Raw genomic sequence first — 22,050 nt, 5'->3', positions numbered from 1 at the left:
TATAATATAAATACTTATGAAATTTCTTAAATGATTGAAAAATAAATGAGTTCGAATCGCCATCTTATCGACCACATTATTAGCAGCCACCTTAACTATTACGTTAGGCTCTGCATTTTACACTAGTAAAAATGTTAAAACCTCTATTGATTATGGTGGTGGAGCATCTGTTACTGTTCAAGTTGTTGAAAGCAACGGAAGTCCTGCTAGTGAAGAAAAAACCAAAAGAGTTTTCGATAATATTGTTAAACGTGTCGACCCATTAGGTATAAATGGTGTAGCTCAAGCTTCATCAATAGGTAAAAATGGTTATATCACTATTGCTAAAGCTGCAATTAAAACCGATGCAGAAAAACAAGAATTTGAAGATTTAATAAAGACTAAACCTGCTCTTTCTATTTACAACTTAGATGATAAATCATTATTTAGAAATGGATTATTTGTCCCTGGTGGAGTAAGTCCTTTACAACCAAATGGGAATGGTGTTAAATTAAATGGAACTGATAATGATTACAAAGTTCCGTTTGAAGAAGGTGGCGCTAAAGCTGTCCAACAAAATGGTTCTTGAGTAGTTTCTATAAAATTAAAGAATCAACAAGCTACAACCGAATGAGGTAAAGCAACAACTTGAATGTCTCAACAAAAAGATAAGAGAATGGTTGTTTGAATTAATCACCAAGGTTTAATGAAAAAAATCTTAAACATGAAAACTGGTGTTATTCGTCAAAAATTCAATCAAGCTCAAGGGAATTTATTTAAAACAGTCACAATACCTAATTCAGGTGGAGCGATGTGAAATAAATTATTTGTAAATGAAGGTTTACAACCAGCTAGTTCATATGCTGTTTCGGTAGCATCTGTTAATAAGCCATTATATGGATCAACATTTGTTATTACTGGTAAATTTAATGCTGATGAGGCTAAAAAACTTGCAGCAAGTATTAATTATGGTTCTGCTGAATATGACTTAATACCTAAATCATCACATTTCCTAACAGCTGAATACGGTCATTCTGCATTTAAAAAAGCTTTAATAGCCGGAATTATTGTATTTGCTTTAATCGCTATATTCATGATGGTTAATTATGGATTGTTAGGGGCGCTTTCAACAATCTCTATTGCTTTATACATGTTCTTAACTCTAACAATGTTTACAGTTATGCGTGGGGAATACTCTCCAGAAACAATTGCTGCTTTAGTTATAGGTATAGGTATGTCGGTAGATGCAAACATCATCACATTTGAAAGGCTCAAGGGCGAAGTTATGAGTGGCGCCACGCCGAACAAAGCTCACTCAATTGCGAATAAACTTTCTTTATCTACAATATTTGACGCTAATGTAACAACGTTAATTGTTGGATTTGTTCTATTCTATTTTGGTACAGCATCCGTAAAAGGATTCTCAATCATGCTAATCCTTTCAATTATTTTCACGTTGGTGGTTATGTTATTATTTACAAGGTTAATTTCAACACTATTAGTCAAATTAAAAGTATTTGATAAAAGAGAATATTTATTAGGTGTTAGAAGCAAACAAATAAAAGCTACTCCAAATCCAAAAACTGAAAAAATACGTAACTTTAACTTTATGAAAAGTTCAAAATGATTTGTTGCTGGATCTTCATTGATAGTTGGTGCTTCTGTGATTATATTTGCTATTGTAGCGGGTATTGCTGGAAGTATTTCTGGTGGAGTTAATTCTTCTATTGAGTTCTCTGGTGGAACAATTATGAGTATTTCCGCTAACAAGACGAGTGTTAAAAATGGGAATTACTTAACTAAAGAAGATGCCAATTTAATGAAAAAAGCATTAGTTGATGAAAAACTTATTTCAACTGATGATGCTGAAGTTTTATATAAAGACGCTGAACAAAAACAAGCAATTCTTCAAATAAAAACTAAAAAGGCTATACCTAAAGATGAAGTGTTTAAAAAAGCTATTACTAAACATTTTAAAAATTCAGGTAAAAATATTGACGTAAATAATTATTCATTTGAAGGGCAATCAGTTACTTCTGATGTTGCTAATGCATTAGTTAAAGATGCGATGATCGCAATTGCAATTGCGATGTTAGCTATTGTACTTTATACATTAGTTAGATTTAAGTGAACATATTCAATTTCAGCTATTTTAGCCCTTGTTCATGATGGGTTGATTGTTACTGCTGTATTCGTCATTACGAGAGTTGAGATTTCACCGGTATTTATAGCTGGTTTACTCTCAGTTCTCGGATACTCAATTAACGATACAATTGTTACCTTTGACCGGGTTAGGGAAAAGATGAAACAAAATGTTGGGGACTTAACAAAAGAAAAATTAAGAAAAATTGCAAATGAAGCTATTAAAGATACGATAAAACGTTCATTACTAACTTCATTCACAACAATAGTTGCAGTAATTGTTCTTATGTCATTTGGTAATGCTACTAAAATGTCATTTAATGTTGCTATGCTTGCAGGTCTTGTATCTGGAACATATTCTTCAATATTCATTGCTACATACGCATGAGTGCATCTTGAAGCTTATTCTCAAAAACGTTCACAAAAAAGAGCGCAGAAAAAATTCTGAAAATTGAATGGGCCTGAAGAACAAACTGTTGATGGTATCAATGATTTCAAAAGTTAATTAATAATTACTAAATTAGAGCATTTTGCTCTTTTTTTGTTATATAATATCTATAAATAGATACGTCGATGAAGAGATTAGGCATCTTGGAGACTGTAGGTAACTCTACCGCGAAGTCAGCGTTAACGACTTAAGAGTCCGTTCATGGGGTGGCACGTTGGCCCTCATGTAGGACTTTTTTGTATCTTTAAAAGAAAAAGGGGTAATTATGTTTAAAAGACCAAAAGGAACAAAAGATATTTATGGACAAAGACAAGAACACAGAACGCTTGTTTTAAAAACGTTGGAGGGTGTTGCATCATTTTATAACTTCAAAGAAATAGAAACACCTATTTTTGAATCAGTTGACTTATTCAAAAGATCTGTTGGAGAAACTTCCGATATCGTTACAAAAGAAATGTATGAATTCAAAGATAAAAAAGGTAGAGAATTTGTTTTAAGACCTGAAGGTACTGCTGGAACAATTAGAGCTTATGTTGAAAATAAAATGTATGCACAATCTCAACCAACAAAACTTTTTTACAATGGACCTATATTTAGATATGAGAGACCTCAAAAAGGTAGACAAAGACAATTTACACAATTTGGTATTGAATTAATTGGTGCTAAGTCTCCCGCTGCTGATGCAGAGGCAATTATGATGGCACACCAAATGCTTATGACTTTAAAGATTAAAAATATTAAATTATTAATTAACTCAATAGGGGATTCAAACACAAGAAATGATTATTCAAAAGCATTGAGAAAATATTTTGAAAATTACAAAGATGATTTAACAGAATTATCAATTAGTAGATTAGAAAAAAATCCATTAAGAATCTTAGATGATAAAATTGACGGCGAAAAAGAATTTGTTAAAAACGCACCAAAAATAAGTGAGTTTTATTCAAAAGAATCAAAAGAGTACTTTGAAAAAGTTAAGAAATTATTAGACGGAGTAATGATCCCATACGAAGTTTCAGATAAGTTAGTAAGAGGATTAGATTACTATTCAGAAACAATATTTGAATTCGTTTCTGGTTCTGAAGCAGCCGGTTCTCAATCAACTATCATTGGTGGAGGAAGATACGATAATCTTGTTGAACAATTTGGTGGACCTTCAATCTCTGGTATTGGATTTGGACTAGGTGTTGAAAGATTAGTTAATGAAGTAGAAATGGTTCATGGAGAAATAAAACCAACTGTAGATGCTTTTGTTGTTAATATGGATGACGAAACAACTATAGCAACAAGTTCACTAACATATATGCTGAGAACTGCTGGGTTTAGTGTTGAATATAACTTATTACCTATGAAATTAAATAAAGCTTTCGATAAGTCAAAAGCTGCTGGTGCAAAATTTGTTATTATTTTCGGTAAAAATGAATTAAAACAAGGAAAAGTAGTTGTTAAAAACCAAGAAAATGGAGAACAAGATTCTGTAGATATTATGGAACTTGTTGATTACCTAGATGAAAGAACGGAGCAATAATGAAAAAAATAAATAATGGACAATTAAGAAAAGTAAATGCAGGAGAAACAGTTACGTTAAAAGGTTGAATTGCTAACAGACGTAAAATGGGTTCTTTAACTTTTATAGACTTAAGAGATAGATGAGGTATTACACAAATAGTTATAGAAGGTGGAACACCACAAGAAGCGACAAAAGAATCTGTAATTGAAGTTACTGGTAAAGTTGCAATAAGAAAAGATATAAATCCAGAAATGCCTACTGGAGAAATTGAAGTTATGGCAGAAGAGTTTAAAGTGCTTGCCACTTCAGAAGTTCCACCTTTTGTAATTCGTGATGATATCGAAATTAAAGAGGATAACAGATTAAAACACAGATTTATGGATCTTAGAAGAACAAAGATGACACAAAATTTAGTTCTAAGACACAAATTAATCAAAGCTGTAAGAGATTATCTTGATGAAAGAGATTTCTTAGAAGTTGAAACACCTTATTTATCAAAATCAACCCCTGAAGGAGCACGTGATTATCTTGTTCCAACAAGAACACATGGTAAATTCTTCGCTTTACCTCAATCACCACAACTTTACAAACAATTATTAATGGCATCAGGTATTGAAAAGTACTTCCAAGTTGCTAGATGTTTTAGAGATGAAGATTTAAGAGCTGATAGACAACCTGAATTTACACAATTAGATATGGAAATGTCTTTCACGACTCAAAAAGACATAATGGAATTAATAGAAGGAATGTATATTGAAGTATTTAAAAAATTAGGATTTGAAGAAAAACTAGAATTTCCTATAATGGAATACGATACAGCTATGGATTTATATGGTTGTGATAAACCTGATTTAAGATATGAATATAAACTAACTGAAGTAACAGAAATGTTTAAAGAAACAAGCTTTAATGCATTTAAATCAGCTTCAACAATTAAGATGATTGCTTTTGATCAAGTTCTTTCTAAAAAACAAATTAAAAAATTAGAAGAAGTAGCTAAAAAGAATAAAGCAAAAGGACTTGCATGAGCAAGTTATGATGGAGAAACAAAAACTGGTCCTGGATATAAATTCTTTGAAGCTGAAATAGAAGCTATTTCAAAAGAATTTAACTGAAATACAGGTACATTATTATTTGTGGCTGATAAATATGAAAATGCAGTTCAAGCACTTGGTGCTGTTCGTGTTGAATTAAATAGAATGTTTAAACTTGCAAGCGATGGATTTAAATTTACTTGAATTGTAAATTGACCCATGTTTGAATACAATGAAGAATCAGAAAGATATATTGCTGCACACCACCCATTTACAAGTCCAACTGACGAAACAATTGATTTCTTTGATACAAAACCATTAGAAGCCAGAGCAAAAGCATATGACTTGGTATTAAATGGTTTCGAAATTGGTGGGGGTTCAATTAGAATTAACAACCCTGAAACACAAAGAAGAATGTTTTCAGCTATTGGTATGTCTAAAGAAACTGCTGAATCACAATTTGGATTCTTCTTGGAGGCGTTTAAATATGGATTACCTCCACATGGTGGTATTGCATTCGGAATCGATAGATTAGCAACAATCTTAGTTGGTGAAGAATCAATCAGAGAAGTTATTGCATTCCCTAAAAATGCAAAAGGAATAGATCCAATGTCTCAATCACCATCTGACGTTACAAAAGAACAGTTAGAAGAATATAACCTAATTCTCAAAGAGAAATAGGTTTTTTCTTTATAATTTTTATATGAAAAAAGATGAAAACAAAACAAAAAGCAATTATCAAGGATATGATAAAAGAAATACAATATTACAAATGACAATATCTGGCATGTTAGTGGGGTTAGCGATATTGGTTGGAATATATGGTCATTTTAGTTTAGGTGGTGGTGGAGTTTATCTTCTTGCTGCAATAGTTTTTGTATTCCCTTTATTGTTAAGGTTACCCTTTGTAATTTTGACGACAGCTATTTCATGTATTGTTACAGATTGAGCGACAGGATATATAGCTTTCTCTTGAATAACATTAATTGCATATGTTGGTGCAGTGATGATAATATGATTGTTTCAATTGACAAAAATTAAATTCATATTTTTTGTTGGGGTTTTAATTGCTTCTGTTTATGTCGTTTTAGTTTACCTTTCATTGGAAATTGTTGTTTTTGATAAAGCGTTAGCTTACAAAGATGCTATTGCAACAACAGTTCAAATGGCTATCTGTTTACCTATAATTTTTATATTGTATTTCCCTATAAAAACGGTCGCAAAAACAATTAAAATATAACAATGTTTTTCTCTTAATTTGTATGTTATGATAATACTATGTTAGAAAAAATAAAACAATATTTTCCAGAAAACAGAAGACAATGAAAATTGTTTCTTAATCTTGCGTTACCTGTAATAGGTGGATCGCTTCTTTTTGCGATGAATTCATTTGTAGATAACTTTATGGTTGGTAGTATCACTGGTGCTACAGCTGGTTTATTTGCTGCGAACTCATGAACAAGTATTATAATGGGTATCTTTGCTGGTTCGGCAGCTACAGGGTCTATTCTTGTTGCTCAATATTACTATTCAGGGAATCACGATAAGGTTAGGGAGATTGCTAAAATACGTTGAACAATAACTTTGGCAGTTGCGACAATTTTCACAATTTTTGCATGAGTCATGCCAGAAGAAATGATTGGAGTATTTTTACAAAAATCAGAAACCGGTAGTATCGCCTATAACGAACAACTTAAACAAGGTGCGAATTACATCAAATGAATTTCAATTATGTGAATGTTGATTGCGTTTACATTTAACTTAGGTAATATGTACAGAGAAACAGGTTGAGGAAAAGTTCCTTTTTATGCTGGTATTCTTGGACTAGTTGCTAATATACTATTAAATTATTTAACAATGCATACTGATTTATTTGTTACAAATGGACTTGATGCTAGAGGTGCTGCTTTTGCATCTATTGCTGCTAGGATTTGTGTGCTTACATCACTTGTCTCTTACGCGATAATTAAAAAGTTACCGGTTGTATTCAAACCTTGAACAATATTCCAAGTATCGAGAACTATTCAAAAACAATTTTGAACAAGAGGATTGATATTCTTATTCACTGCTTCATCAATGATTTTTATAACAATAAGAAACAAAATCTATGTTGCTGGGTATCCAGAAGGATCAATTGAAAAAACAATAGGTTCGGCAGCATTCTTGGGATTAACAGGATCGCTATTTGGTGTGTTTTCAGTTGTATTCAATGCCATTAATGTTGTTGTTTCTAAATTTGTTGGTGGTGAGCTTGGGAAAAATAATATTGAACTTGCTAAAGAAAACTCAAAAAGACTACATGGTTTTAATACAACATTAGCAATAGTCGCTTCGATAATATTATTTGCATTTTCATTTTTAGTTGTAAAAATGACATTCTTGCAAAATACCGCTGCAAAACATCCACATGGTTCACCAGAATGAAAAACAGCAGTTCTTCGTGATGAATTAGTGCTTAAGTGAACAAAATATTCATTATGACCACTTGCATTATTCTTCCCGTGATGAATATGATTTGTAACAGCGAAATCATCAGCTGTTTCAGGTGGAAAAGTTAATCTTGTTTCAACAGTTGATGTTGTTACAGCAGGACCATTACAAATAGGATGATTAGCAATAGTGATGTTAGTTATTGTTCCGGCAACACACATAAATTTTGCAATTGCTTATTTATTATTCTTCTTATCTGATATACCGAGAGGAATTGCATTTATGGTTGTTTACTATAAATCAAATTGAGCTAGAAACATTACGCATGAAGAAGCTCAAGCAGAACAATATGCTGCATTAGATGATGTGCAAAGTGAAGGTGTTCCTAAGGAATAGCCTTTATTTTTTTATTTAATAAAGGTGTTAACTAAAAGAAATCAGGGTTTTCTTGTATAATTCTTTTATTATGTATAAACACAGAGAAATAGAAACAAAATGACAAAAGTATTGAGAAGAAAATCAAGTATTTAAAACAACGGAAAAATCAGATAAAAAATTCTATGCATTAGATATGTTCCCTTATCCATCAGGAGCTGGATTACATGTTGGACATCCAGAAGGGTACACTGCAACTGATATCGTTGCGAGATATAAAAGGTTAAACGGTTTTGATGTGCTTCATCCAATTGGATGAGATGCATTCGGACTTCCTGCGGAACAATATGCAATAAAAACTGGTAATCACCCAAAATACTTTACTCAAGAAAATATAGATAACTTTAGAAGACAAATTAAGTCTTTAGGATTTTCATATGATTATGATAAAGAAGTAAACACAACAGATCCAAAATACTATAAACAAACACAATGAATTTTTGCACAAATGTACAAAAAAGGTTTAGCTGAAATAAAAGATATTGAAGTTAACTGATGTGAAGAATTAGGAACAGTCTTAGCTAACGAAGAAGTTCTTACTGCTGAAGATGGATCAAAAATTTCAGAGCGTGGGGATTTCCCAGTTGTTAAAAAACCAATGAAACAATGAGTTCTTAAAATTACTGACTACGCTGATAAATTACTTGAAGGACTTGAAGAGGTTGAATGACCAAATTCTTTAATTGCACTTCAAAAGAATTGAATAGGTAAAGAAGTTAAAGAAGGTAAAACAACTTATCACCTTAGAGACTGAATATTTGCAAGACAAAGATATTGAGGAGAACCATTCCCAATTGCATTTGATGAAGATAATAATGTTCTATTAATAGAAGAACTTGTTGAATTACCAGAGATGGATGAAATTAAACCTTCAGGAACTGGTGAATCTCCATTAGCTAACAATACTGAATGAGTTAATTTCGAAAAAGATGGAAAGAAATTTAGAAGAGATACAAATACAATGCCACAATGAGCAGGTTCGTCATGATACTACCTAGCTTATATTCTTAAAAACTCAGATGGAACATACGAAGATTTAGATAGTAAAGAAGCAAAAAGAAGGTTTGAAAAATGATTACCTGTTGATTTATACATCGGTGGTCAAGAACACGCTGTTCTACACCTTCTGTATGCAAGATTCTGACATAAAGTTCTATATGATCTAGGTGTTGTTCCAACTTCTGAACCATTCCACAAAATAGTTAACCAAGGAATGATACTTGGTACTGATGGAACTAAGATGTCTAAATCAAAAGGTAATGTTATTAATCCAGATGATATAGTTGAAAGCATGGGTGCTGATACACTTAGGGTTTATGAAATGTTTATGGGTCCTTTAATTGACACAAAACCATGATCAACCGAATCAATCGAAGGTATAAGAAAATGACTAGATAGAGCTGAAAGAATGTTCTCATTACCAAAAGTTGAAAAGTCAAAAACTATTTCAGATTACAATAAAATGGTTAAAGGGATAACAAAAGATATTGAAGAATTAAAATTCAATACTGCTATTTCAAAAATGATGGTTTATGTAAATGCTAATTATAAAGTTGGATCTGTTAATCCTGAAGAATTAAAAGGATTTGCAATTATATTATCTATATTTGCTCCACACTTAGCTGAAGAGATGTTAGAAAATCTTGGTCAAAAACCAGTTCACAAACAAACGTGACCTACATTCGATGAAAAATTAATACAAGGTTCTAACTTAATTATCGCTGTTCAAGTTTCAGGTAAATTAAGAGCAAAAATTGAATTTACTTCAAACCCAGAAAAAGATGAAGTTATGAAAATTGCTTTAGACCATGAAAATGTTAAAAAATTCATAGAAGGTAAAACAATAATAAAAGAAATATATGTCCCAGGGAAAATATTAAACTTAGTGGTTAAATAATGCAAATAAGCATTATTTTTTTTAACTTTTAATTAGTCTTAAAATTATTAACATTAAAATTAGTTAATATAGTATAATTATTTAACTATGGCAAAAGTAATAATCGGAATGTCAGGTGGCGTAGACTCATCTGTAGCAGCATATTTATTAAAAGAACAAGGGCATGAAGTCGTTGCGGCTTTTATGCGTAATTGAGATTCAGTGGCGAATAATGATATTTTAGGTAACAAAAATGCAGGAACACAAGAACAATGTCCAGAAGAAAGAGATTGAGCTGATGCTCAAGAAGTCGCTAAGAAATTAGGAATTGAAATTCACAGAGTTGACTTTGTTAAAGAATATTGAGATAACGTATTTGAGTATTTCATAAAAGAATATAAAATGGGGAGAACACCAAATCCAGATATTTTATGTAATAAATACATTAAGTTTGACAGCTTTATGAATTATGCGTTAAATGAATTAGGTGGAGATTATATAGCAATGGGACATTATGCCAAACAAGAGAATGGTGAATTATTCAGAGCTAAAGATACTAATAAAGATCAAACTTATTTCCTTGCACAACTTTCAAAAGAACAAATTTCAAAAACACTTTTCCCTCTTGCTGACTTAGAAAAATCAGAAATCAGAAAAATCGCAGAAGAACAAGGATTGATTACGGCACAAAAACCAGACTCAACAGGTATTTGTTTTATAGGTGAAAGAAACTTTACTCAATTCTTACAAAATTATATTGCGACTCAACCAGGTGAAATTAGAGATATAACAACTAATGAAGTTATAGGAAAACATATAGGAGTTATGTATTACACTATCGGACAAAGAAAAGGTCTTAATTTAGGTGGTATGAAAGAACCTTATTATGTAGCTGGTCATGACTTAGATAAAAAAATAATTTGAGCCGCTCCTGCATCAAGGTCAGAGTTCTTACTTTCTGATGAGTTAATTGCTACCGATGTTAATTTAAATACAGAAAACTTTGATTCAAATAATATTAGCGTTAAATTTAGATATAGACAAAAAGATGTTAAAGCTAAATTGGAGATATTTGAAGATTCAATAAAACTAAAATACGAACCTTTTGAAGCTGTTACTCCTGGACAACAAGTTGTTCTTTATGATGGAGAAAAATGTATTGGTGGAGCAACTATAGAAACACTATTCATGGATGGTAAAAAAATAGACTACGTTTAGTCTATTTTTTTGTTATATCATTTAAGTATGAGAAAACAAATTAAAGAAAAAATAAAAAAATATGAATCAGAAATGAAAGAAGCATTAAAAGGCTTAGTTAGAATAAATTCAACGGAGGATTTAGAAACATCCGCTAAGAATAAACCATTTGGTAATGGAGTAAGAGAAGCAATGGATTATATCATTGCAATGTCTGAGAAAGATTCAATGAAATATAGGGATTTTGAAGGATTTGCTTTAGATATAAGAACCGATGAAAGAGGTGGGGAATATATTGCTGTGGTTTGTCATATTGATACTGTTCCAGCAAACCCTGAAAAATGAATTCAAGATCCTTGAGATCCATTAGAACAAGATGGATTTATATTCGGTAGAGGTACACAGGATGATAAAGGTCCTTTAGTTGCTGTTTACTACGCATTGAAAATCATTAAAGAATTAAATATTGAATTAAGTAAACCTGTGAGATTGATTATAGGTGGAAATGAAGAATCTGGATACAAAGGTGTTACAAAATACTTTGAATTAAACAAACAACCAGTTGCTGCTTTTACAGCTGATAATGCTTTCCCAGGTATAAACAACGAAAAAGGTGGAGCAAGAGGTGATTTGGAATTTGAATTCAAAGATTCTCCAATAATATCATTCAATGGTGGAGCAACGATAAATATTGTTCCTGACTTTGCGGAAGCTGAAATAGATTTTGATCTTATGGAAGCATCAATCCCATTCTTTGAATATCTAGAAAATAACGATTTAGAGGGTTCTATTGATGCACAAGGGGAAAATACCTTAGTTTCAATCAAAGGGACTCCAGCACATGGTTCAATACCTTCGCAAGGGGTAAATGCCATAACTCACCTGGCAAATTTCTTGTTTGAATTAACAAATGATGATTTAATGAAACTTATCGTTGATAATTTCCATAACAAGTTCAATGGAAAAGAATTAGGTATTCAAGCTGAAAATGATGAATTTGGTACAACAACAATAAACCCAGGTATTTTAAGAACTAAGGATGAGAAACTTATTTTAAGTATAGATGTAAGATTCCCTTATGGATTAACATCAAAAATACTTAACGAAAAGATAATTAATAAGTTTAAAGATGCTAAGTTCTCATTATCTAAAGTTGATGAACCCTTATACTTTGAACCTGATTCACCATTAGTTTCAACACTTTATTCAACTTATCAAGAATTTACTGGTGATTACGATTCTCAATTAATAACTTCAGGTGGAGGAACTTATGCTAAGGTTACTAATAATTGTATAGCCTTTGGTGGATTGTTCCCTGGTTCTGAATGAAGAATGCACGCTATCGATGAAAGAGTTCTTTGAGAAGAAATTCTTAAGCAAACAGAAATATACATTCATGCAATCATAAAATTAGCAAAAGTAGAATGATAAAAATAAAAAAACACTGATGTGTTTTTTTATTTTGAATTAGCTCTTAAAAAATCAGTTAATTCGAAAGGACAGTTTGGTTTGTCCAGGAATTCATCTCACTCTAAACTATAAATTGTTCTTGTCCCAAGGTAACGCGCACAAATAGTTGCACCAATTTCATTACTTGAAAAAGGTTTTTCTTCAAATAAATTAATAAGTGTATTTTTAAGATTTTCTATTGTTCCATTTGTCGCTCCACGCATTAATTGCTTGAAGTCACTTCTAAATGAGGATTCACCCTCTTTTTCCAATGCACGATGTGCGAATTCAGTGTGTCAATCATAATGTTTTGCAGGGTTATATGAATGTGCTGAGAAATTTCTTATACGTTTAACTGCCAATAAGAAATCAAAGAAATCATTTAAGTCAGTAAACTTTGATTCAACTATTCTCTCGAAGTGATTCATCACTCTAACTTTATGTCTTTCATCAAGTTTTTTCTTTTTAAGAAAATCTATTTTCGAACCAAAAGATTTTGATTTTGAAACATCAAAGATTCCATCAGTTTCATTCAACATAGAAACTTTTAAACCCCTTTCTATTTTTTGGCAAATAATTAATAAATTATTTTTAATTGTAAAGTCCATGTAATACATATTGAAAAGATCATAAACCTTAACACCCTTCATAAATAATTTTGTTTTATCATTCAATAATAAAACCCCTATATAAGAACAGATATATTTTATTTCATGTTTATTAACTATTCAACTTCAAAATTCGCTTTTCAAAGCTTTCTTTTTAATTAATCTTTCAGCTTGTTTTGTAGAAAGGTTTTCTATCAAAAAATTCTCTTGTAAATATTTTTTATCCATATTTCAATAATAACATTTATCAAAATAAAAAAAGAATTGCATTAGTATCACTAAAAAAATATTTGGTTTAATAGCCAATAGTAGTATAATTACCAGGTATTTATAAAATATAAAAATGAAAGAGGTATTACAATGGATAACTTACAAAGCAACATGGGGAAAGTACAACTAGGATTAGGAAAAAGATTTTTAGCTGGACTAATTAACGTATTATTAGGATTTACAATTATTGTTCCAATTCTTAACCTATACTTTATGTTCACTAAAAACTGATCAATTGGTACAAAATTAATGGGATACGAATTCCAAGTTAAAGAAGACCAAAAAATCATGTACATTCTTTTTGCAACATTATCAGTAGCATTTTTCTGACCAATCATGCTAATCGTTCAAACAGTATTCTTACTATCTGACTCAAAATTAGCAACTGAAAAATTCTCAGATGTAAAATTTGTTGAAACTAAATAGTAAAACAATTTAAATAATAAAATCCTTTGGGATTTTTTTATTATTCATAATGATTTTGTATTATAATAAAGATACATTTCAAGATATGTCTACGAAAAGGGTTGTGCAAACCTTGGAGACACTAATAATTAGCGAATAACTCACGTTACGAGAAAAGAGTCCGGATAAGGGTGGTACGTTGGCCCCTTATCAGGGCTTTTTTATTTTGAAATTAACGCAGAAAAAAATAAGGAGCTAAGATGCAAGTATCAATAACCAGGAGAATTTCAGCTTTTGTTGTTAATTTATTATTTTGTTACACAATTATAGGTGCAATAATAAATGTTATTCTTATCAACAAAAAACATACAAGCTTGGGTGGAATATTATTTAAATATACAATTGAAGATTTAGAAAACAATAAGTTAGCATACATAGTTTTATCTATCTTACAATTGAACGCTGTTTCTATCATAATTAATATTGTTATGATAAAAAAATGAGAAGCATCTATGGCTGAAAAAATATTAAATTTAAAAAAATACAATAGGGAGATAAAAAATGAAAAAATTAACATCTAAAGAATTAAGAGAAGAATGATTAAAATTCTTCGAATCAAAAGGACACTTAAGGGTTGAATCTAAATCACTTATTCCAGTGAACGATCCATCACTACTTTGAATCAACTCAGGAGTTGCAACTCTAAAGGATTTCTTTTCTGGAAAAAAACAACCTCCAAGAAATAGAATTACAAACTCGCAAAAATCAATAAGAACAAATGATATAGAAAATGTTGGGGTTACGTCAAGACACCATACGCTTTTTGAAATGCTTGGGAACTTTTCAATAGGGGATTACTTCAAGCCAGAAGCTATTGAATTCGCATTTGAATTTTTAACAGAAGTTTTAGAGATGGAAAAAGACAAGTTATATATAACTTACTTTAAAGAAGATAAGGAAACATATGAAAAATGAATTTCTCTTGGAGTTGAACCTTCGCACTTAGTTGCTGGAGATAGAGAAATGAACTTTTGAGATATGGGTATGGGACCATGTGGACCGGATACAGAAATTTTCTTTGATAGAGGTTCAAAATATGATGAACGTGGAATCGAATTAATTGAAGAAGATCTTGATAATGATAGATATATTGAAATTTGAAACATTGTTTTCTCTGAATTTAACAATGATGGAGAAGGTAATTACAATGAACTTGTTCAAAAAAACATTGATACAGGTGCGGGATTAGAAAGAATTGCTTCAATTTTACAAGGTGGACACACAAACTTTGATACTGACCTATTTATGCCTATAATCAAAAAAGTTGAAGAAATGACAGGTAAAAAATATGATGGAGATGCTTACTTTACGCATGATGAAGAACAAACAAAAATAAATAAATCATTCAAAATTATTGCTGACCACATGAGAGCTGTTGTTAATGCAATACAAGATGGGGCAAAACCATCAAATGTTTCTCGTGGTTATATTATCAGAAGATTAATACGTAGAGCATATCGTTCAGCAATTCAATTAGGTATGAAAGAAACAACTTTCCTATACAAACTAATTGAGGTTGTTAGAGACACTCTACCATTCGTAATAAATGTTGAAGCAGTTTCAAAAATCATTCAAAAAGAAGAAGTTGCTTTTGCGAAAACAATTTCACAAGGTGAAGAACTATTATTTAAATCACTTGTTGAAGGTGAAGACTTTGATTTTGGTATTGCATTTAAATTATTTGAAACATATGGATTCCCTATCGAATTAACCCAAGAAATTCTAGAAGAAAAAGGAATTAAACTTGATATTTCAAAATTTGATGAATACAAAGAAAGACATGCTAATGCATCAAGAGGAAAAGTTGTATCTGGTATGGATAAACAAATAGCATCATTGGCTAAAATTGATAAAAAGATGTCTGAATTTATTGGATATGGTACAACAGAACTTGCATCTGAAAATATTGAATATGCAAAATCTGAAGTTGTATTAATGTTAGATGAAAACGATTCAATTGAAAATATCGATGGTGTTGGATTCGTTATATTTAAAGAAACACCATTTTATGCTACATCAGGGGGACAAAGACATGATAAAGGTGTGATTGTTCAAGATGGCAACGAAATAAAGGTTCTAGACGTATTTAAAGATAAATTTGGTAACCATATTCATAAAGTTGAAGGTACATTAAGAAAAGGTGCAGTCGAACTAAAAGTTGATCACGAAGTTAGAAATGGATTGATGAGAAACCATTCAGGAACACACCTTGTATTCCGTGCGTTGCGTGAAGTGTTTGGTGCTGATGTAATTGAGCAATTAGGTTCTGATAATAATGAAGATAGATTAAGATTTGACTTCCCTTCTGATAAAAAACCAACAAATGAGCAAATTACAACAGTTGAAAACTTAGTTAATGAGTACATTGGAATGAAAGTTGATAGAGAGTACATCATCACTGATTTAAAAGGTGCTGAAGAAATTAATGCAATCATGACAATTGATGAAGATTCATACTCAGAAAAGGTTCGTGTAGTTAAATTTGGTGAAATAACAACTGATTTATGTGGAGGAACACATATTCCAAATACAGTTGGTCTTGAAACATTTAAAATAGTTTCTGTTGAAAATAAAGGATCAGGAGTATTTAGATTGGAAGCTATAACTTCGAATACAACAGTTGATTCATTCGTTAAGAAGGAAATGGATAAACTATATACAGAGATAGAAAAGATTTTTGAAAAGAATAAAAAATTAGATAGCGAATATTCAATTAAAGTTACAACTTTAACAATTGAAACAGCTAACGAGCTTATTCAAAAATTAAGAAATGATAATAAAAAACTTTCTAAAAAATCTCAAAAAGTAGAAGTTCCTGATGTGGAACTTGAAAATGGAGTTTACGTTGATTTAACTCTTAAAAATCCAGGTCAAGTTAAAGCTATGGCTATTTCATTAAGAACAAAATATCCAGAGGGTACATTTGTAATTGGTGCGAATACAGGTAAATTATTAATAGCTGTCGCTTCACAAGTAAAAAATTCAAATGAAATTTTACAACAAATCTTTGCTAAATTAAATGGTAGAGGTGGTGGAGCACCGACATTCGCTCAAGGTGCTTGTGAATGAAATGAAAATGCAGAAAATATAATTAAAGAGATTGTTAATGGCTAGAAAAATAGGTTTAGATCTTGGTTCTAGATCTTTAGGGATTGCACTCAGCGATCCTTTGAATTTCACAGCACAAGGTAAGGAAAATTTCAGATTCGAAGAACGTGATTGAGAAACTGCGTTGAATAGATTGGAAGATTACTTTCAAGAATATGAAATTGATACTATTGTCCTAGGATATGTAACATATCCTTCTGGCGATAAATCAGATACTACATATATGATTGAGGAATTTAGAGAATTATTAGAACAAAAATTTGATGTTCCTATAATTTATATTGATGAAGCTAATACAACTAATAAAGCTCATGAAATAATGATTAAAGCAAATGTTTCCAGAAAAAAACGTAAGCAAAGCAAGGATAAATTGGCTGCGCAATTGATTCTTGAAGATTATTTAATGAGAATATAAGCCTTAGGGCTTTTTATTTTGTTAAAATACTTTTATGGAAAATAATACAAATACAAATATCGATGAAGATAGAATCATCGAAATAACATTAGAAAATGGAAAAAAAGTAGAAGGTGAAATTCTATTTACGTTTGAAGCCAATGGAGATGACTTTGTTCTTTATGAAGTTCAAGAAGAATTGTTTGCAGCTAAAGTTGATGAACAAGGACAACTTAAACCAATAGAAGAAGACGAGTGAGCATTAGTTGAAAAAGTTTATGAAGAATACCAAGAAACATATGAGGAAGAAGAGGAAGAGGTAGAATAATGAGTTCTACAACTAGATACATACTTATCGCATCCGTATTTATAGTTTTAATAATTGGATTTACTGTTTTTGCAATTTTACAAATCAAAGCAAGGAAATTAAAAAAAGTTATATTATTAGAAGATTCTAAATTAAATGAGAATGACACTAATGTAAAAGAATTGCTTGAAAGAACAGAAGTGGGAGAAATGATTTGGGAATTAAAAGAACAAATCAAAAATCCAATTGATGATTTATCTATGGAATATCTAATAACAAATATTATTAGAAATGGATACAAGAACATTTGAATTGAGGGTGCTACTGAAGGTTATGAAGCAATAACAATCGTTAAAAAAACAAATGCAAATGTTACATTACTTAAAAATTCAATTAAAGATTTAGAATTATTTGAAAAGTTAACTAAAGAATTTAAGGTTCCAAAAACAAGAATTAAATTCATAGAAAAAAAACTTATAACAGATAAATTTGATTTCGTATTTCTTTCAGAAGAAACACCTGATTTCAATTCAGCTTTCGACAATTCATGAGTTAACGTTTCTAAAAACGGGATGTTAATAATTACGAATTGCAAAAAACCAACGAAAGATCAAAAAGATTTAATTAAATATATGAAGCTTATCGGTGTTAGATTTGAACATCAAAAAATACACGAAGGTTTTATCATTGCTGCTAAATAAGTGCTAAAATTTGATAAAATAATACTAATAAAAGTTAATACAAGGAGAAATTATGGAAAAAAACCTAAATATGCTTACTAAAGAGGGTAAAGCAAAATTACAAGAAGAAATTAAAAGATTGGTTGAAGTAGAAAGACCAAAAGTTATTGCTGAATTAGCAGAAGCTAGAGCGCAAGGTGACCTTTCTGAAAATGCTGAATTTGACGCAGCTAGAGAAAAGCAAGGACAAATTGAAGATCGTATTAGAGAAATTGAATCAATCTTAGAAAATTCAAAACTAATTAAAGCAAGTTCTAAAAAAGATATGGTTAGAATTGGTTCACAAGTTGAATTGGAAGATCAAAGAACTAAGAATACAAAAACTGTAAAAATCGTTGGTAGACAAGAAGCTAACCCATTCGAAGGTAAAGTTTCAAATGAATCACCACTTGCGAAAGCTGTTTTAGGTACATCTAAAGGTGACATTGTAACTGTTGAAGTTGAAAACAAGTACAAAGTTAAAGTTGTAAGTATTAACGAATAAAAAAATAAAAAGCTAGTTATTATAAACTGGCATTTTTTCATTTTCAAAGGAGAAAACTATGGATTCAAGAATTAAAGAAATAATATATACAAGAGAAGAAATTGAAACAAAAATTAAAGAATTAGCTGATTGAGTTAATGAAGAGTACAAAGATTCAAAAGATTTAGTAATAATAGGTCTATTAAAAGGATCTGTGCCATTCCTTTCAAAATTAATGATGGATGTTACAGTAGATATGTCGATTGACTTTATGACTGTTTCTTCATATGGTGGTTCAACTGAATCAACAGGTAACGTTAAAATCGTTATGGACCTTAAGAAGGATATTTCAGGGAAAGATATTCTAATTGCTGAAGATATAATTGATTCAGGGATTACGCTAAAAGCTGTTATGGAAAACCTTTCAGCTAGAAATCCTAAATCATTAAAAATCATTACATTAATGGATAAACCAACAGGTAGAAAAGTTGATTTACATGCTGATAAAGTTGGATTAATTGTCCCTGATGAGTTTTTAGTGGGTTATGGATTAGATGTAAAAGAAAAAATGAGAAATCTACCCGTAATCGCTGTTTTCAATCAAGAAAAATTAGATGAGATTTAAATCTCACTTTTTTTATACTCATAATACCTCTTTTTTTATACAATTTAAATATGATACAAGTAAAAAATCTTTCTTTTAAATATTCCGATGCTAAAGCTAATGCTTTAACTAATGTTAATTTTTCAATGACAAAAGGTAAATATATTGCCATAGTTGGTCATAATGGTTCAGGTAAATCAACATTATCAAAACTTCTAGTGGGTTTATATAAACCGACTGGTGGAACAATCACTATTGATGATATTGTTATGTCAAAAAAAACACTAAAACAAATTAGAAGCAAAATTGGTATAGTTTTCCAAAATCCAGATAATCAATTTATAGGTTCAACAGTTGAAGACGATATTGCATTTGGTCTAGAAAACAAACAACTTGAAAGAGAAGAGATGCAAAAGATAGTCCAAGAGCTTTCTCTTAAAGTTGGTATGGGGAAATATTTAGATAGAGAACCACAAACACTTTCGGGTGGTCAAAAACAAAGGGTTGCTATTGCTTCCACATTAGCTTTAGATCCAGAAGTTATTATATTTGACGAAGTTACTTCTATGTTAGATCCAAAAGGTAAGAGTGAAGTTCTTGAATTGATTAGAAATATTCAAAAAACAAGAAATAAAACTTTGATTTCAATTACACACAATATGGATGAAGCTATATTAGCTGATGAAATCTTAGTCTTTTCAAAAGGTCAATTAATAGCAAGTGGACGTCCAGCAGATATTTTGAATAATGAAGAGATTGTTAACTTAGCAAAAATTGATGCACCATTTATTTACAAATTATCTTCTAAGTTGAAAGATATAGAAGCAACATATGATGAAGAAGAATTGTTAGGTGAATTATGCAAATAAAAACTAATAAACTAACACACATTTTTGAAAAAGGTCAACCTCAAGAGTTTACAGCTTTAAAAAATGTAACATCAACAATAGAACAAGGGATGTCTATTTCAATAATCGGACATACAGGTTCTGGTAAAACAACATATATAGAACATTTGAATGCATTGATATTACCAACGTCAGGAAGTATTGATTTAAAATTTGATATTCCTAATACAAAGAAAAAGAATTCAGAACATGAGTTCATAACTGTTGAAAGAAATATAAAAGCATCAAAAAGAAAAATTAAAAAAATAAAACAAATTAGAAAAAGGATAGGAATCGTTTTCCAATTTGCTGAATATCAACTATTCGAAGAAACAATAGAAAAAGATATTATGTTTGGTCCAATTACTATGGGTTCTTCAAAAGAAGAAGCAAAAGAATTAGCTGCTAAATATCTTGAATTAGTTGGTCTTGGTAAAGAGTATTTGAGTAAGTCGCCTTTCTCATTATCAGGTGGTCAAAAAAGACGTGTTGCTCTAGCGGGTATATTAGCTATGGAACCAGACACACTTGTTTTTGATGAACCTACTGCAGGTTTAGATCCACAAGGGTCACAAGAGATACTTGATATCTTTGATAGATTACATAAAGATGGTAAAACAATTATCATTGTTACACATAATTTAGATGATGCCTTAGCAAGAACGGATTATACAATGATGTTTTCACAAGGTGAGTTAATTAAATTCGAAGATTCTTATGATGTTTTAAAGGATACTAATTTCCTTGAAGAAAATCAATTAGAACCGCCAAAATTATTAGCTTTAGTAAATAAGTTAGAAGCAAGAGGTCTTAAACTCCCAAGAGTGAAAACTATTGATGAGTTAGCTGAAGCTTTAAATAACAGATAAGGAGAGTATATGCAATTAACAGTTGGTAAATATATACCTAATGACACAATAGTACATAGACTTGACCCAAGGGTTAAGTTACTTTGTAATATCCTGTTAATTGTTATTGTATTCTTAAATAGGAGTTATATCGGTTATGGAATCATAATGGTACCAGTTCTAACATGTTATTTCTTATCAAGAATGCCTGTTAGAAAGTTGATATCAATGCTAAAACCCGTTATATTTATAGCTATATTTCTATTCATAATAAATATTTTTATTGTCAAGCCGACATACGATCAATGATTCAATACCATTGAGTGATGAAAGGTTAAAGTATCGGGAGAGGCTGTTGATAGAACGGCGTTAATTGCAGTTAGAGTTTATTTCATGATAATCATAACTACGATCTTAACTTCTACTACTAAACCAATAGATTTAACAAGAGGTCTTGAAGATTTAATGTTGCCATTAAAACTTATAAAATTCCCAGTACACATAATAGCCATGATAATTGCAATTGCTTTAAGGTTTATACCAACATTACTTGAAGAATCTCAAAGAATAATGAAAGCGCAAGCATCTAGGGGTGTTGATTTCAAAAATGGTGGACCAAGAGCTAAAGTTAAATCAACTGTAACGCTTATAATTCCATTATTTGTAACTTCATTCTCAAAAACAGAGGATCTTGGTAACGCCATGGAAACAAGGGGTTACGACCCATACGCAAAAAGAACAAGGTATAGAAAGTATTCAATTAAATACTTTGATGTTATTACATTAGGAATCGTCCTAGGAATGCTTGCATGAGTAATTTTAGGTATGTGTGGAATCTCTCCATTCCCAATGCCTA

General features: G+C 30.6%; 20 protein-coding genes. 19 read left to right on the top strand and 1 reads right to left on the bottom strand.

The features are described 5' to 3' along the window. The first annotated feature begins 16 nt into the window (after positions 1 to 16). From secDF to ACOMC1_RS04005, 8 genes are all read left to right on the top strand, one after another. Positions 17 to 2,626 carry a protein translocase subunit SecDF gene (gene secDF, locus ACOMC1_RS04040; RefSeq protein ID WP_420331350.1) on the top strand — a complete coding sequence of 870 codons (2,610 nt, stop codon included), beginning with the start codon at positions 17 to 19 and terminating at the stop codon, positions 2,624 to 2,626. 208 nt (positions 2,627 to 2,834) lie between these two features. After that, the gene (gene hisS / locus ACOMC1_RS04035) at positions 2,835 to 4,097 is read left to right on the top strand and encodes a histidine--tRNA ligase (RefSeq protein ID WP_420331349.1); all 1,263 of its coding nucleotides are present in this window, start codon (positions 2,835 to 2,837) and stop codon (positions 4,095 to 4,097) included. Beyond that, positions 4,097 to 5,794, top strand: a complete 1,698-nt coding sequence (aspS, locus tag ACOMC1_RS04030) for an aspartate--tRNA ligase (RefSeq protein WP_420331348.1) — start codon at positions 4,097 to 4,099, stop codon at positions 5,792 to 5,794. Before hisS ends, aspS begins: the two co-directional genes overlap by 1 nt. 22 nt (positions 5,795 to 5,816) lie before the next feature. Beyond that, positions 5,817 to 6,353, top strand: a complete 537-nt coding sequence (locus ACOMC1_RS04025; RefSeq protein ID WP_420331347.1) for a hypothetical protein — start codon at positions 5,817 to 5,819, stop codon at positions 6,351 to 6,353. Positions 6,354 to 6,391: 38 nt separating this feature from the next. Beyond that, complete coding sequence (locus ACOMC1_RS04020; RefSeq protein WP_420331346.1) at positions 6,392 to 7,939, top strand: MATE family efflux transporter; 1,548 nt, start codon at positions 6,392 to 6,394, stop codon at positions 7,937 to 7,939. Between the two features lie 67 nt (positions 7,940 to 8,006). Further along, positions 8,007 to 9,875, top strand: a complete 1,869-nt coding sequence (locus ACOMC1_RS04015) for a class I tRNA ligase family protein (RefSeq protein ID WP_420331367.1) — start codon at positions 8,007 to 8,009, stop codon at positions 9,873 to 9,875. Between the two features lie 87 nt (positions 9,876 to 9,962). Then, positions 9,963 to 11,072, top strand: coding sequence for a tRNA 2-thiouridine(34) synthase MnmA (gene mnmA, locus ACOMC1_RS04010; protein ID WP_420331345.1), 1,110 nt, complete (start codon positions 9,963 to 9,965; stop codon positions 11,070 to 11,072). A gap of 27 nt (positions 11,073 to 11,099) precedes the next feature. After that, positions 11,100 to 12,482 carry a Sapep family Mn(2+)-dependent dipeptidase gene (locus ACOMC1_RS04005; protein WP_420331344.1) on the top strand — a complete coding sequence of 461 codons (1,383 nt, stop codon included), beginning with the start codon at positions 11,100 to 11,102 and terminating at the stop codon, positions 12,480 to 12,482. 26 nt (positions 12,483 to 12,508) lie between these two features. On the opposite strand, the gene ACOMC1_RS04000 is transcribed toward ACOMC1_RS04005, so the two are convergent. Next, positions 12,509 to 13,336, bottom strand: a complete 828-nt coding sequence (locus ACOMC1_RS04000; RefSeq protein ID WP_420331343.1) for a hypothetical protein — start codon at positions 13,334 to 13,336, stop codon at positions 12,509 to 12,511. A 132-nt stretch (positions 13,337 to 13,468) separates the two neighbouring features. Between ACOMC1_RS04000 and ACOMC1_RS03995 the strand changes: the two genes are divergently transcribed. The 11 genes from ACOMC1_RS03995 to ACOMC1_RS03945 all read left to right on the top strand — a co-directional run. Next, positions 13,469 to 13,804, top strand: a complete 336-nt coding sequence (locus ACOMC1_RS03995) for a hypothetical protein (protein ID WP_420331342.1) — start codon at positions 13,469 to 13,471, stop codon at positions 13,802 to 13,804. 239 nt (positions 13,805 to 14,043) lie between these two features. Then, the gene (locus ACOMC1_RS03990) at positions 14,044 to 14,364 is read left to right on the top strand and encodes a hypothetical protein (protein WP_420331341.1); all 321 of its coding nucleotides are present in this window, start codon (positions 14,044 to 14,046) and stop codon (positions 14,362 to 14,364) included. Then, positions 14,345 to 16,957: an alanine--tRNA ligase gene (gene alaS, locus ACOMC1_RS03985; RefSeq protein ID WP_420331340.1), complete on the top strand. Its 2,613-nt coding sequence runs from the start codon at positions 14,345 to 14,347 to the stop codon at positions 16,955 to 16,957. The genes ACOMC1_RS03990 and alaS overlap by 20 nt, the downstream gene beginning before the upstream one ends. After that, positions 16,950 to 17,366, top strand: a complete 417-nt coding sequence (ruvX, locus tag ACOMC1_RS03980; protein ID WP_420331339.1) for a Holliday junction resolvase RuvX — start codon at positions 16,950 to 16,952, stop codon at positions 17,364 to 17,366. Before alaS ends, ruvX begins: the two co-directional genes overlap by 8 nt. A gap of 34 nt (positions 17,367 to 17,400) precedes the next feature. Then, positions 17,401 to 17,673 (top strand): DUF1292 domain-containing protein, encoded by a 273-nt coding sequence (locus tag ACOMC1_RS03975; RefSeq protein WP_420331338.1) that lies wholly within the window; start codon positions 17,401 to 17,403, stop codon positions 17,671 to 17,673. Continuing rightward, on the top strand, positions 17,673 to 18,353 hold the full coding sequence (locus ACOMC1_RS03970) for a BC85_0335 family putative methyltransferase (protein WP_420331337.1): 681 nt from the start codon (positions 17,673 to 17,675) through the stop codon (positions 18,351 to 18,353). The genes ACOMC1_RS03975 and ACOMC1_RS03970 overlap by 1 nt, the downstream gene beginning before the upstream one ends. A 52-nt stretch (positions 18,354 to 18,405) precedes the next feature. After that, complete coding sequence (gene greA, locus ACOMC1_RS03965) at positions 18,406 to 18,876, top strand: transcription elongation factor GreA (protein WP_420331336.1); 471 nt, start codon at positions 18,406 to 18,408, stop codon at positions 18,874 to 18,876. 58 nt (positions 18,877 to 18,934) lie between these two features. Next, on the top strand, positions 18,935 to 19,480 hold the full coding sequence (gene hpt, locus ACOMC1_RS03960; protein WP_420331335.1) for a hypoxanthine phosphoribosyltransferase: 546 nt from the start codon (positions 18,935 to 18,937) through the stop codon (positions 19,478 to 19,480). A 50-nt stretch (positions 19,481 to 19,530) separates the two neighbouring features. Further along, a complete protein-coding gene (locus ACOMC1_RS03955; RefSeq protein WP_420331334.1) occupies positions 19,531 to 20,328 on the top strand; it encodes an energy-coupling factor transporter ATPase in 798 nt (265 codons plus the stop codon). Beyond that, positions 20,319 to 21,215 (top strand): energy-coupling factor transporter ATPase, encoded by an 897-nt coding sequence (locus ACOMC1_RS03950; protein ID WP_420331333.1) that lies wholly within the window; start codon positions 20,319 to 20,321, stop codon positions 21,213 to 21,215. The genes ACOMC1_RS03955 and ACOMC1_RS03950 overlap by 10 nt, the downstream gene beginning before the upstream one ends. Positions 21,216 to 21,224: 9 nt before the next feature. Further along, positions 21,225 to 22,050, top strand: an 826-nt coding sequence (locus tag ACOMC1_RS03945) for an energy-coupling factor transporter transmembrane component T family protein (protein WP_420331332.1), incomplete at its 3' end; no start/stop codon positions are given.

This window comes from Mycoplasma todarodis (assembly GCF_965212735.1).
GTDB lineage: Bacteria > Bacillota_I > Bacilli_A > Mycoplasmatales > Metamycoplasmataceae > Mycoplasma_K > Mycoplasma_K todarodis_A.
The sequence above is the reverse complement of the archived record's forward strand: the minus strand, read 5'-3'. Positions and strand labels throughout refer to the sequence as shown.